The 13,992-nt window shown below is 39.9% G+C and carries 8 protein-coding genes; 6 read left to right on the forward strand and 2 right to left on the reverse strand.

The window, feature by feature from the left end; genetic code table 11:
* Nucleotides 1-64 precede the first annotated feature (64 nt).
* The 6 genes from rpoC (at nt 65) to tuf (ending at nt 8,538) form a co-directional block, all read left to right on the forward strand.
* A complete protein-coding gene (gene rpoC, locus MKY26_RS18015) occupies nt 65-3,661 on the forward strand; it encodes a DNA-directed RNA polymerase subunit beta' (protein WP_095371231.1) in 3,597 nt (1,198 codons plus the stop codon).
* Nucleotides 3,662-3,805: 144 nt separating this feature from the next.
* Nucleotides 3,806-4,054, forward strand: coding sequence for a 50S ribosomal protein L7ae-like protein (locus MKY26_RS18020; protein WP_095371230.1), 249 nt, complete (start codon nt 3,806-3,808; stop codon nt 4,052-4,054).
* Nucleotides 4,055-4,158: 104 nt separating this feature from the next.
* Nucleotides 4,159-4,581 carry a 30S ribosomal protein S12 gene (rpsL, locus tag MKY26_RS18025; protein WP_095371229.1) on the forward strand — a complete coding sequence of 141 codons (423 nt, stop codon included), beginning with the start codon at nt 4,159-4,161 and terminating at the stop codon, nt 4,579-4,581.
* A 44-nt stretch (nt 4,582-4,625) separates the two neighbouring features.
* The gene (gene rpsG, locus MKY26_RS18030) at nt 4,626-5,096 is read left to right on the forward strand and encodes a 30S ribosomal protein S7 (RefSeq protein WP_095371228.1); all 471 of its coding nucleotides are present in this window, start codon (nt 4,626-4,628) and stop codon (nt 5,094-5,096) included.
* Nucleotides 5,097-5,150: 54 nt separating this feature from the next.
* Nucleotides 5,151-7,229, forward strand: coding sequence for an elongation factor G (gene fusA / locus MKY26_RS18035; RefSeq protein WP_095371227.1), 2,079 nt, complete (start codon nt 5,151-5,153; stop codon nt 7,227-7,229).
* A gap of 121 nt (nt 7,230-7,350) precedes the next feature.
* The gene (tuf, locus tag MKY26_RS18040; RefSeq protein ID WP_095371226.1) at nt 7,351-8,538 is read left to right on the forward strand and encodes an elongation factor Tu; all 1,188 of its coding nucleotides are present in this window, start codon (nt 7,351-7,353) and stop codon (nt 8,536-8,538) included.
* 94 nt (nt 8,539-8,632) lie between these two features.
* On the opposite strand, the gene metH is transcribed toward tuf, so the two are convergent.
* Together metH and MKY26_RS18050 are read right to left on the reverse strand one after the other, a co-directional pair.
* Nucleotides 8,633-12,055: a methionine synthase gene (gene metH, locus MKY26_RS18045; protein WP_341098265.1), complete on the reverse strand. Its 3,423-nt coding sequence runs from the start codon at nt 12,053-12,055 to the stop codon at nt 8,633-8,635.
* Nucleotides 12,033-13,892, reverse strand: a complete 1,860-nt coding sequence (locus tag MKY26_RS18050; protein WP_095371224.1) for a bifunctional homocysteine S-methyltransferase/methylenetetrahydrofolate reductase — start codon at nt 13,890-13,892, stop codon at nt 12,033-12,035. Before MKY26_RS18050 ends, metH begins: the two co-directional genes overlap by 23 nt.
* Nucleotides 13,893-13,992 lie beyond the last annotated feature (100 nt).

Raw genomic sequence — 13,992 nt, forward strand, 5'->3', positions numbered from 1 at the left:
TGGGACCCAAACTTATTAATAAGTTAATGGGAAAAACCTGTAGATCGAAAGGGAGGTAGGCCCCTTGCTAGATGTTAATAATTTCGAGTATATGAAAATAGGTCTCGCTTCACCAGATAAAATCCGCTCATGGTCTCATGGTGAAGTAAAGAAACCTGAAACAATCAATTATCGTACATTAAAACCTGAAAAAGATGGTTTGTTTTGTGAACGTATTTTCGGTCCAACAAAGGACTGGGAGTGTCATTGCGGTAAATACAAACGCGTTCGTTATAAAGGTGTTGTTTGTGATCGTTGTGGTGTTGAAGTTACACGTGCTAAAGTTCGTCGTGAAAGAATGGGGCATATTGAGCTAGCAGCGCCAGTATCACATATTTGGTACTTTAAAGGTATTCCAAGCCGTATGGGTCTTGTTCTTGATATGTCTCCTCGTGCATTGGAAGAAGTAATTTATTTTGCATCTTATGTTGTAACCGAATCCGGAGATACAGCATTAGAGAAAAAACAATTGCTCTCTGAAAAAGAATACCGTGCTTACCGTGAAAAATACGGTAATAAGTTCCAAGCGTCTATGGGTGCGGAGTCAATTAGAAAGTTACTTTCAGATATTGACCTTGATAAAGAAGTAGATACTTTAAAAGAAGAATTAAAAACTGCACAAGGGCAACGCCGTACACGTGCAATTAAACGATTAGAAGTGCTTGAAGCATTCCGTGGTTCAGGAAATGAACCGAGCTGGATGATTCTTGATGTGCTACCAGTTATTCCTCCAGAGCTTCGTCCAATGGTTCAACTAGACGGTGGTCGCTTTGCTACATCAGATTTGAATGACCTTTATCGCCGTGTAATTAACCGTAATAACCGTTTGAAACGTTTATTAGACCTTGGTGCTCCAAGCATCATCGTTCAAAATGAAAAGCGTATGCTTCAAGAAGCTGTTGACGCTTTAATTGATAACGGTCGTCGTGGACGTCCTGTTACAGGTCCTGGTAATAGACCACTTAAATCACTATCTCATATGTTAAAAGGTAAACAAGGACGTTTCCGTCAAAACTTGCTCGGTAAACGTGTTGACTACTCTGGGCGTTCTGTAATTGTCGTTGGTCCAAACTTGAAAATGTATCAATGTGGACTACCTAAAGAAATGGCATTGGAGTTATTTAAACCATTTGTCATGAAAGAGTTAGTTGAAAAGGGCCTAGCACATAACATTAAATCAGCTAAACGTAAAATCGAAAAAGTTCACCCTGAAGTTTGGGATGTACTTGAGAGTGTCATTAAGGAGCATCCGGTATTATTAAACCGTGCCCCTACACTTCATAGATTAGGGATTCAAGCATTTGAACCTACGTTGGTTGAAGGACGTGCCATTCGCCTGCATCCACTTGTTTGTACAGCATATAATGCTGACTTTGATGGTGACCAAATGGCGGTTCACGTACCTTTATCAGCAGAAGCGCAAGCTGAAGCTAGATTGCTTATGTTGGCAGCACAAAACATCCTGAATCCTAAGGATGGTAAACCAGTTGTTACGCCTTCACAAGATATGGTGTTAGGTAACTATTACTTAACTTTAGAAAGAGAAAATGCTGTTGGTGAAGGAATGGTCTTTAACGACACAAGCGAGGCGTTACTTGCTTACCAAAACGGATATGTTCACTTGCACACAAGAGTAGCTGTTCATGCTGGTTCGTTAAAAAATGAAACATTCACTGAAGAACAAAACAAGCAACTATTAATGACAACAGTTGGTAAATTGGTATTCAATGAAATTTTACCGAAAACATTCCCGTATATTAACGAACCAACAAAAGAGAATCTTGAAATTGAAACACCGAAGAAATACTTTATTGATAAAGCTATTGATATTCCTGAAGCGATTCGTACAATGCCGATTGTCGATCCATTTAAGAAGAAAATTCTTGGAAATATCATTGCTGAAGTATTTAAACGCTTCAAGATTACTGAAACATCAAAAATGCTAGACCGCATGAAGAATTTAGGTTTCAAATATTCAACTAAGGCTGGTATTACCGTTGGTGTGGCAGACATCGTTGTATTAGGTGAAAAAGAAGAAATTCTTCATGAAGCTCAAAATAAAGTTGATAATGTATTAAAACAATTTAGACGTGGTCTTATTACTGAAGAGGAACGTTATGACAGAGTTATCTCTATCTGGAGTGCGGCGAAAGATAATATCCAATCGAAACTAATGAAATCATTGGATAAATCCAACCCAATCTTCATGATGAGTGATTCAGGTGCCCGTGGTAACGCATCTAACTTTACACAGTTAGCTGGTATGCGTGGTCTAATGGCCAACCCGGCTGGTCGTATTATTGAATTACCGATTAAATCAAGTTTCCGTGAAGGATTAACTGTATTAGAGTACTTTATCTCTACTCACGGTGCGCGTAAAGGTCTTGCTGATACAGCCCTTAAAACAGCTGACTCTGGTTACCTTACTCGTCGTCTTGTTGACGTTGCACAGGACGTAATTGTACGTGAAGATGATTGCGGTACAGATCGTGGATTATTGATTTCTTCCTTGAAGGAAGGAACAGAAGTGATCGAAAGCTTAGAGGAACGTTTAATCGGTCGTCATGTAAGAAAAGCGATTAGACATCCGGAAACAAATGAAATCATTGCACGTGAAAATGAATTGATTACTGAAGATTTATCTGCAGAAATCATCGCTGCAGGCGTTGAAGAAGCATGGATTCGCTCTGCGTTCACATGTAATACTCGCCACGGTGTATGTAAAAAATGTTACGGACGTAACTTGGCTACTGGTCAAGAAGTTGAAGTCGGTGAAGCAGTTGGTATTATTGCCGCTCAATCAATTGGTGAACCTGGTACACAGTTAACGATGCGTACTTTCCATACTGGTGGGGTTGCAGGAGACGATATTACACAAGGTCTTCCTCGTATCCAAGAGATTTTTGAAGCGCGTAACCCTAAAGGTCAAGCGGTTATTTCAGAAATCAAAGGTACAGTGGTTGGCATTAATGAAGGTCGCGATCGTCAACATGAAATCGTTATTCAAGGTGAAGTTGAATCACGCACTTATACTGCACCTTATACTGCACGCTTAAAAGTAGCAATTAACGATGAAGTGGAACGCGGTCAAGAGCTAACAGAAGGTTCTATCGATCCGAAAGAATTAATTAAGGTGAGAGATGTTACAGCTGTTCAAGAATACTTGCTACGAGAAGTACAAAAAGTTTATCGTATGCAAGGGGTTGAAATCGGTGATAAACACGTCGAAGTAATGGTACGTCAAATGCTTCGTAAAGTACGTGTTATCGATGCAGCTGAGACAGATGTACTTCCAGGCACATTGCTTGATATCCATCAATTTACTGATGCGAATAGAAAAGCACTTATGGAAGGTAAAATGCCAGCTACTGGACGTCCGGTATTACTTGGTATTACAAAAGCATCTCTTGAAACTGATTCCTTCTTATCCGCTGCTTCATTCCAAGAAACAACTAGAGTTCTTACAGATGCAGCGATTAAAGGAAAACGTGATGAGTTACTCGGCTTGAAAGAAAATGTTATCATTGGTAAACTTGTTCCAGCTGGTACAGGTATGCAACGTTATCGTCAAGCAGAGCCTTATACAAAAGAGGCAGTTGAAGAAACAATCACGGTTGAATAATGATAGAAGAAAGGGTGTCGTTCTTTTTAAGAATGGCACCGACCTTCTATATTAAAAAAATATGAATGATTGTTGACATCATTTTCAATTGGTGGTAATATAGCAAAGGTGCTCCTATTACTGGATACTTTGGAGGATGAATTTATGTCTTATGAAAAAGTATTGCAGGCGAAAGAAATTATAGTAGGAACTAAACAAACAGTGAAAGCTCTTAAATCTGGAATTGTATCTGAAGTAGTCATCGCTAGCGATACAAATTTTCAAGTCAAATCTATGATAGAAGAAGCTGCTAAAGATCATAACGTTCCAATCACATATGTTGATTCGATGAAAAAGCTTGGTAAAGCATGTGGGATAGATGTAGGTGCTGCAGCTGTTGCATTAACTATTTAAAAACTGTTTTTGTAGATAGAAATCTGCAAGGACTTTGTTTTTGCCTTTAAATGAACCACCTGGATGTGTGGGCTTACATGAAAAGATGAAGGGAGGAAAAATACATGCCTACTATTAATCAATTAGTACGCAAGCCTCGTAAAACAAAGGAAGAGAAATCAACTTCTCCTGCGTTGAACAAAGGTTATAACAGCTTCAAAAAAGTACAAACGAACATATCTTCACCACAAAAACGCGGTGTATGTACTCGTGTTGGTACAATGACTCCAAAAAAACCAAACTCAGCGTTGCGTAAATATGCACGTGTACGTTTAACTAACGGAATCGAAGTGAATGCTTATATTCCTGGTATTGGTCATAACCTACAAGAGCACAGTGTGGTACTTATCCGTGGCGGTCGTGTAAAAGACTTACCGGGTGTACGTTACCATATCGTTCGTGGTGCACTTGATACTGCTGGTGTTAACAACCGTATGCAAGGTCGTTCTAAATACGGTGCTAAACGTCCTAAAGCAGCTAAGAAATAATTCACAAATAAAAATAACCCTTTCTTGAAAGGAGGAAAAATTACATGCCACGTAAAGGTCCTGTAGCAAAAAGAGACGTATTGCCTGATCCGATTTACAACTCAAAGCTTGTTAGCCGTCTAATCAATAAAATGATGGTAGATGGTAAGAGAGGTAAATCTCAAGCAATTCTATATAATGCATTTGATATCATTAGTGAGCGTACTGGCAAAGAGCCAATGGAAGTATTCGATCAAGCGCTTAAAAACATCATGCCTGTACTTGAAGTAAGAGCACGCCGTGTAGGTGGAGCTAACTACCAAGTACCAGTTGAGGTGCGCCCTGATCGCCGTACAACTCTTGGTCTTCGTTGGTTAGTAAACTACGCTCGCCTTCGCGGTGAGAAAACAATGGAAGAGCGTCTTGCAAACGAAATTCTTGATGCAGCTAACAACACTGGTGCATCAGTGAAGAAACGTGAAGACACTCATAAAATGGCTGAAGCAAACAAAGCATTTGCTCACTATCGTTGGTAAGATTCATTTTTATAATATAAAAATAATTCCCATACTAGGAAGGAGAAAGACACAATGGCAAGAGAGTTCTCCTTAGATAATACGCGTAATATTGGTATCATGGCTCACATTGATGCTGGTAAAACAACAACAACTGAGCGTGTTCTTTATTACACTGGTCGTATCCATAAAATTGGTGAAACACATGAAGGTGCTTCACAAATGGACTGGATGGAGCAAGAGCAAGAACGTGGTATTACAATCACTTCTGCCGCTACTACAGCTCAATGGAAAGGCCACCGTGTTAATATCATTGACACGCCAGGACACGTAGACTTCACAGTTGAAGTTGAGCGTTCATTGCGTGTACTTGATGGAGCAGTTGCTGTACTAGATGCTCAATCTGGTGTTGAACCACAGACTGAGACTGTATGGCGTCAAGCGACAACTTACGGCGTACCACGTGTGGTATTCGTAAACAAAATGGATAAAATCGGTGCAGACTTCTTGTACTCTTTAGGTACAATTCATGATCGTCTGCAAGCAAATGCAGCAGCTATCCAATTACCAATTGGTGCTGAAGACGAATTCGAAGGTATCATTGACCTTATCGAAATGAAAGCTACTTTCTACGGTAACGATCTTGGTACTGATATCGAAACTCGTGAAATTCCTGAAGAATATATGGATCAAGCCCAAGAGTATCGTGAAAAATTAATCGAAGCTCTTGCTGAACTTGATGAAGAATTAATGGAGAAATATCTTGGTGGAGAAGAAATCTCTAATGAAGAGATTAAAGCTGCAATCCGTCAAGGTACAGTAAACGTTGAGTTCTATCCAGTTATTTGTGGATCTGCATTCAAAAACAAAGGTGTTCAAAAAATGCTTGATGCAGTAATCGACTATCTTCCATCTCCATTGGATGTACATGCCATTAAAGGTATTAATCCAGACACAGAAGAAGAAGTTACTCGTCCATCAAGTGATGAAGAGCCTTTCTCTGCATTAGCATTTAAAGTTATGACTGACCCTTATGTTGGTAAATTAACTTTCTTCCGCGTTTACTCTGGTACGTTAGATTCAGGTTCTTATGTTAAGAACTCTACAAAAGATAAACGTGAACGTGTAGGTCGTATCCTACAAATGCATGCAAACTCTCGTGAAGAGATCTCTACAGTTTATGCAGGGGATATTGCTGCTGCTGTTGGTTTGAAAGATACTTCTACTGGAGATACACTATGTGATGAAAAGAGTCTTGTAATTCTTGAATCTATGGAGTTCCCAGAGCCAGTTATCTCTCTTTCTATCGAACCGAAGTCTAAAGCAGACCAAGATAAGATGACTACAGCACTTCAAAAACTTCAAGAAGAAGATCCAACATTCCGCGCGCATACTGACCAAGAAACTGGTCAAGTAATCATCGCTGGTATGGGTGAGCTTCACCTTGATATCCTTGTAGACCGTATGAAACGTGAATTTAAAGTAGAAGCAAATGTTGGTGCACCACAAGTTGCTTATCGTGAAACTTTCCGTGCATCTGCAAACATCGAAGGTAAATTCGCGCGTCAATCCGGTGGTCGTGGTCAATTTGGTCACGTTTGGATTGAGTTCTCTCCAAATGAAGAAGGTGCAGGATTTGAATTCGTAAACGGCATCGTTGGTGGTGTTGTTCCACGTGAATATATCCCTGCAGTACAATCTGGTCTTGAAGATGCTATGGAGCGTGGTGTATTAGCCGGCTATCCAATGGTTGATATTAAAGCTAGATTATTTGATGGATCTTACCATGATGTTGACTCATCTGAAATGGCGTTTAAAATTGCCGCTTCTATGGCACTGAAAAACGCTGCTTCAAAATGTAACCCAGTTATCCTTGAACCGGTAATGAAAGTTGAAGTAGTTATTCCGGAAGAGTATATGGGAGACATTATGGGTGATGTTACTTCTCGTCGTGGACGTGTAGAAGGTATGGAAGCTCGCGGTAACGCGCAAGTTGTACGTGCAATGGTTCCACTTTCTGAAATGTTTGGTTATGCTACTTCATTGCGTTCTAATACGCAAGGTCGCGGTACATTCTCAATGCACTTTGATCATTATGAAGAAGTTCCAAAATCAATTTCTGAAGAAATCATCAAAAAAAATAAAGGTGAATAATTGATTTTACCTTTTTAATCAAGTATAACTATCATTGTAAGTAACCTGACATTGGAAGGTAGCCACCGACCAATGTCAATCAAATACTTAATTTATTTAAATTTAAAGGAGGATTTTCCTAATGGCTAAAGAAAAATTTGACCGTTCAAAACCCCATGTTAACATCGGAACTATCGGACACGTTGACCATGGTAAAACTACATTAACAGCAGCAATCACAACTGTACTTGCGAAAGCAGGCGGCGGTGAAGCTCGTGGATATGACCAAATCGATGCTGCTCCAGAAGAAAGAGAGCGTGGTATCACAATCTCTACTGCACACGTTGAGTACGAAACTGAAAACCGTCACTATGCACACGTTGACTGCCCAGGTCACGCTGACTATGTTAAAAACATGATCACTGGTGCTGCACAAATGGACGGCGGTATCCTAGTAGTATCTGCTGCTGATGGCCCAATGCCACAAACTCGTGAGCACATCCTTCTTTCTCGTCAAGTAGGTGTACCTTACCTTGTTGTATTCATGAACAAATGTGACATGGTAGACGACGAAGAATTACTTGAATTAGTAGAAATGGAAGTTCGTGACCTTCTTTCTGAATATGAATTCCCTGGTGACGATATTCCTGTAATCAAAGGTTCTGCGCTTAAAGCTCTTGAAGGAGATGCTGCGTGGGAAGAAAAAATCATTGAATTAATGGCTGCAGTTGATGAGTATATCCCAACTCCAACTCGTGACACTGAAAAACCATTCATGATGCCAGTTGAGGATGTATTCTCAATCACTGGTCGTGGTACTGTTGCTACAGGTCGTGTTGAGCGTGGACAAGTTAAAGTCGGTGATACTATTGAAATCATCGGTCTTGCTGAAGAACCAAAATCAACTACTGTAACAGGTGTTGAAATGTTCCGTAAGCTTCTTGATTATGCTGAAGCAGGAGATAACATTGGTGCTCTTCTTCGTGGTGTTGCACGTGAAGATATCCAACGTGGTCAAGTATTAGCTAAACCAGCTTCAATTACTCCACACGTAAAATTCAAAGCTGAAGTTTACGTTTTATCTAAAGAAGAAGGTGGACGTCACACTCCATTCTTCACAAACTACCGTCCTCAGTTCTACTTCCGTACAACTGATGTAACTGGTATTTGTAACCTTCCTGAAGGTGTAGAAATGGTTATGCCTGGAGATAACATCGAAATGAACGTTGAACTTATCTCTCCAATCGCTATCGAAGAAGGTACTAAATTCTCTATCCGTGAGGGTGGACGTACTGTAGGCGCTGGCGTAGTTGCTACAATCGTTGAGTAATAAATTTTGATTATGATATTTGAAGGGGACGCCTTTCATAGAAAAAGCAGTCGGGACGCCGGCTGCTTTTTCTTTATGCTTTTTTTTACATCAATCATGAAGAGGAGTGTACATTAAAGTATCTTGCTTCGGGGTGTGAAAACACCATAGCTGTAACAGAGGCTTCAGGTTCCATCATATAACCTTCTGTTAATTCGATCTCAATATCTTCTGGTTGTATAAGACGGAATAACTTCGCTTGATCTTCTAAATTTGGACAGGCTGGATAACCGAATGAAAATCGTTGTCCTTGATATTTAGCCGCAAAACGCTCCTCCATCGTCATTGTTGGGTGATCTGGAAAACCCCATTTATCCCTAATCTGTCTGTGAATATACTCAGCCAGCCCTTCAGCTGTTTCTAACGCAATTGCTTGCAATGCGTGACTTTCTAGAAATCTGCCTTCCTCTTTTAATTGTGTAGCTGCTTGTCGTATTCCCTTTCCTGCTGTTACAGCAAAAAAACATACATAGTCTGTTTGCTTTTCTCTTAGATAATCAGCAAGACAAAGATTTTTTCCTTTTTCTTGTCTAGGGAATACAAACTTTTCAATAGGAAGATCGTCTTTATTCATTATAATGATATTATTTCCATTGGCATTTGCTTTAAAAAATTGGTAAGTAGCTTTTGGTTGTATCCAGTTATTTTTAATTATTTCATGGATCAGTGAGTCTAACAGGATATTCACCTTTTCTAGTTTTTCATTAGTGAGCTCCCTTTTTTGATTTTTAACCCCAAGATGATATAGCAGCATTTTACGGTTAATATATGGTTCTATATGGTGGAAAGAGAGATTTGTAATTAAATGTCTCTTTAAGTCTTGCGGTTGAAAAATAGGAGCTTCTTGAACGGTTTTCACTCCAACGGCTGGTTCGGAATATTTTTTTATCAATTGGGCTTCTTCTTTGGTAGTTTGTGCTGTTCTCGAGATTTGTGCTTGAAATAATTCACTATAGCGACTTGGTTCTCGGATTTCATTTGCTAAACTCAGACCGGTCATTGCATCTTTTGCATATAAGACGAGTCCTTTGTAGTTAGGGGCGATTTTATTATTCGTAAATTTTCGAGATAAGGCAGCTCCCCCCACCATAATGGGGGTTTGTATATGGGCATCCTGTAAGTCCTTTGCTGTTAATGCCATTTGTTGTGCTGACTTTACGAGTAAGCCAGAAAGTCCAATGATGTCGGGTTTTTCCTCTCTAATGGCTGCGATAAGTTCAGCAGAAGAGACTTTAATTCCAAGATCAATGGTTTCAAATCCATTGTTAGAGAGAATAATATCGACAAGATTCTTACCGATATCATGGACATCACCTTTGACGGTTGCGAGTAAAACTTTCCCCTTACTTGTAGATGTTTGTTTATCATTCTCCATATAAGGTTCTAAAAACGCGACTGATGCTTTCATCACTTCTGCACTTTGTAAGACTTCTGCAACAATTAATTGATTATCATTAAATAATCTACCTACTTCTGCCATACCATTCATTAATGGTCCGTTGATAATATCTAATGGATTTGGGTATTTCGCTAATGCTCTTTCTAAATCTGGGAGAAGGCCTTCTTTTGTTCCTTCTATTATATAGCTTGATAAACGTTCTTCTAATGATAGTAAATGGGTTTCTATCCTTTTTTCCTTCTTCTTATCACGATAAAAGTCAGTAAAATCAGCTAAAATGCTATCGCTGGTTTGAAAAAGAAGCTTTTCTGCTAATTCTACTTCATTTTTAGGGATGCTTGGGAAACGCTCTAGCTTTTCTGTATTGACGATTGCATAGTCTAGCCCGGCTTTCGTGCAATGAAAGAGGAAGACGGAATTTAAAATTTCTCTCCCCACACTCGGAAGACCAAAGGACACATTACTAATGCCTAAAATCGTTTTCGCCTCCGGTAGAGCTTCTTTAATAAGTTTAATACCAAGTACAGTTTCTTTAGCAGAACCAATATATTGTTCATCTCCAGTGCCGACAGGAAATACGAGGGGGTCGAAGATAATATCCTCTGGAGGTACTTGATACTGCTCAACGAGGATATGATAGGCCCGTTTAGCTATGACTAGCTTGTTTTCAGCTGTGATGGCCATGCCTTCCTCATCAATGGTACCGACAACAATGGCTGCTCCGTACTGATGGATAAGCTTTGCAGCAAAGGTGAATCGGTCCTCACCATCTTCTAAGTTAATCGAATTGATTATAGCTTTACCTTGAGAGTAGGTAAGAGCTTTGGCGATTACTTCATCATCAGTTGAATCAATGACTAGGGGAACTTTGATTTTTTTCGTTACTTCAGCTAAAAAATGGTCCATATCTTCTATCTCATTACGATCAGGGTCAGCAAGGCATATATCAATGACGCTTGCTCCTTTTTTAACTTGGGCTCTAGCAATTTCCGATGCTTCCTCATACTTTCCTTCATTAATCAACCGTTTGAATTTCTTTGAGCCAATGACATTTGTCCGCTCACCAACCATAATCGGTCTAATAGATTCATCATAGGTAAGGGGTTCAATACCTGATAGTTTATGCTGTCTCTTTTTAGTAATGGGACGGGGTGGTACATGGGCTAATGCTTGACTGATTGCTGTGATGTGCGCTGGTGTGGTACCGCAACAACCACCAACGATATTCACCCAGCCCTGTGTGGCAAAATCCAAAAGCTTTGTAGATAGAGATTCTGCTGTTTCGTGATAACAACCGTCTTCATCTGGTAAGCCTGCATTAGGATAACAGCTAACCCCAGTTGAAGAGAGTTGTGCTAGAGAGCGAATATGCTCTTGCATAAATTCCGGTCCAGTTGCGCAGTTGAGTCCAACAGCTATTGGTTTCATGTGCTCTATTGAAATGTAAAACGCTTCGATGTTTTGCCCTGCCAAAGTGGTGCCCATCGGTTCTATTGTCCCTGATACCATTATAGGGAGTTCTTTCTTTGTGTGATGAAAGGCTTCTTTAATCCCTAGGAAAGCAGCTTTTACATTAAGGAGATCTTGGCTTGTTTCTATTAATAATAAATCTACACCACCGTCAATGAGTCCTATGGCTTGTGTACGATAATCCATGACTAATTGTTTAAAAGTTGTTCCACCGGTAACGCTTAATGTCTTAGTAGTTGGTCCCATAGATCCTGCTACATATCGCGGATGATTAGGCTTGTCGTATTTATGCGCTGCTTTTATAGCGATTTCAGCCGCTCTGCGGTTTAATAATTCACTTAAATGCCCAATATTATATTCTTCCAAAACGATACGCGTCGCTCCGAATGTATTTGTTTCAATTATATCTGCCCCTGCCGAAAGATAAGCTTCATGAATTGATTGAATCAATTCAGGTCGCGTAAGTGTGAGGTGTTCATTACAACCTTCTAAATCCTCACCACCAAAGTCATCTGCAGTTAGGTGGGCTTCTTGTAGCATGGTACCCATTGCTCCATCCATGATTAAAATCTTTTCCGTCATTTGTTTAGTGATGGCTACTTTTGACATAATGATGCTCCTTCATCTGTTGATCTTTTCTTCTAATATGATTGGTCAGCTCGGTTGTAAGTTGATATCTAAGGAAGGGGGTAACAAGGTAGATGCCTTGAAAGAGTTCTAAGGCTGCATCGATCAACTCTTTTGTAATTAATAAGCCTTCTTTCTCAGCTAGAACAGGGTTAACCGCTTTAGCCATTCTGTCGCGGGTCGTTTGAGTAATCTTGATACCAGGCACTTCGTTATGAAGATACTCTGCATTTTTGCTGCTAATCAGTGGCATCATTCCGATGAAAATAGGTGCGGACAGATGCTTTGTTGCCTCATGAATCTCTAATAGTTGTGTTACTGAAAACACTGGCTGTGACACGAAATAATCAGCGCCTGCTTTTATCTTCCTTTCAAGTCGGGCAACAGCTTTGTCTAAGGATTTGACATGAGGATTAAATGCTGCCCCGACAGAAAAGACGGCATTTTCACCAAGTTCAGAACCTGAAGGGGAAATTCCTTCATTAAATTGTTTAATCATTTCTATTAATTCAAAGGAAGATAAATCAAACACAGATGAAGCGCCTGGGAAATTACCAACTCTTGCCGGATCCCCTGTAATGGCTAAAATATCATGCAACCCCAATGTATGAAGACCCATGAGATGTGATTGTAAGCCGATTAAGTTTCGATCTCTACAGGAGAGGTGGACAAGTGGTCGAACGTTTGTATCCTTTTGGATGATATGTGCTAGGGCTTCATTTGCGATTCGTGGTGTCGCAAGAGAGTTATCTGCGAGTGTGATTGCATCAACCCCAGCATCTTTTAAGGCTCTGGCACCTTCAAAAAATTTAGCAGTTGATAGCTTCTTAGGTGGGTCTAGTTCGACGATGATGGTGCGTTTTTCTTGTACAAGTGTCTCTAACGGGGTATTGGTGCGTTCGATTGTAATTCTCTCTATTTTAGGTTTCCTTTTATTTGTTACTTGTTTTTCAATAATTGGTACAGCATGCCTAACTTCGTCTGCAAATGCTTTAATATGGCCAGGTGTCGTTCCGCAGCAACCACCAAGCAGTCGAACACCTTGCTTAAGGAAGGACTTCGCTGATTTTCTAAAATAGTCTTCACTCTCCTTATATTGAATCGTACCATCGATATAGGCCGGTAGACTCGCGTTAGGATATGCAGAGAGAAACGCGTGCTGAGGTAATTCAACGGAGGAGAGTGTCTCTAACATATGATGTGGACCTAAACGGCAGTTTACCCCGACAACATCTGCCCCTTTAGCTTCTAACCTTTTTAAGGCGTCATTAATTAACGTCCCATTTTGTAATATAGCGATTTCTTGTAAAGACACTTGGGCAATTATAGGTATATCCGTTTCTTTCCGGGCAATAGAGAGAACCGTTTCTAATTCTTCTAAATCATAATATGTTTCAAGAAGGAGCCCATCTACGCCTTCTAACAATAAGCAGTATAGCTGTTCACGAAAGTTACGTTTAATTTCATCTAGAGGAATAGAGAGGGGGTTTAATCCTCGTACACCTCCAATTGTGCCAAGCACATATGCCTGGTGCTGTTGAATACTAGATCGTGCCAGTTTTACAGCCGCACTATTAATCTCTTTGACTGAATCCTCTAGGCCATACCGTTTCAATTTTAAATAATTCGCAGCATAGGAATTTGTTTGAATTAAATCAGCACCTGCATGGAGATAGGCTTGATGAATGTGCTGAATTTGTTCCGGTGCTGAGAGGTTTAACTCTTCAAAACATGTATCCGTACCATAAGAATAAAGAAGTGTTCCTATCGCACCGTCAGCAATTAATACTTGGTTCTTCATTTTTTCAAGGAAGTTCAAAGGTCTCACTCCTTCAATTCATATTTTGTTGAATTCAATGGATGAGAAGCCAAAGAGAAAATAAAAAAGGCCCTCAAGAAGAAGGCCTATTATTATCATA

It is taken from the genome of Cytobacillus sp. FSL R7-0680 (genome assembly GCF_038009245.1).
GTDB lineage: Bacteria > Bacillota > Bacilli > Bacillales > Cytobacillaceae > Cytobacillus > Cytobacillus kochii.

What these genes read in the sequence shown, in the direction of transcription:
- MKY26_RS18020 (WP_095371230.1), top strand. Translation starts at nt 3,806, where the DNA reads ATGTCTTATGAAAAAGTATTGCAGGCGAAAGAAATTATAGTAGGAACT.
- fusA (WP_095371227.1), top strand. Translation starts at nt 5,151, where the DNA reads ATGGCAAGAGAGTTCTCCTTAGATAATACGCGTAATATTGGTATCATG.
- metH (WP_341098265.1), bottom strand. Translation starts at nt 12,055, where the DNA reads ATGTCAAAAGTAGCCATCACTAAACAAATGACGGAAAAGATTTTAATC.
- tuf (WP_095371226.1), top strand. Translation starts at nt 7,351, where the DNA reads ATGGCTAAAGAAAAATTTGACCGTTCAAAACCCCATGTTAACATCGGA.
- rpsG (WP_095371228.1), top strand. Translation starts at nt 4,626, where the DNA reads ATGCCACGTAAAGGTCCTGTAGCAAAAAGAGACGTATTGCCTGATCCG.
- rpsL (WP_095371229.1), top strand. Translation starts at nt 4,159, where the DNA reads ATGCCTACTATTAATCAATTAGTACGCAAGCCTCGTAAAACAAAGGAA.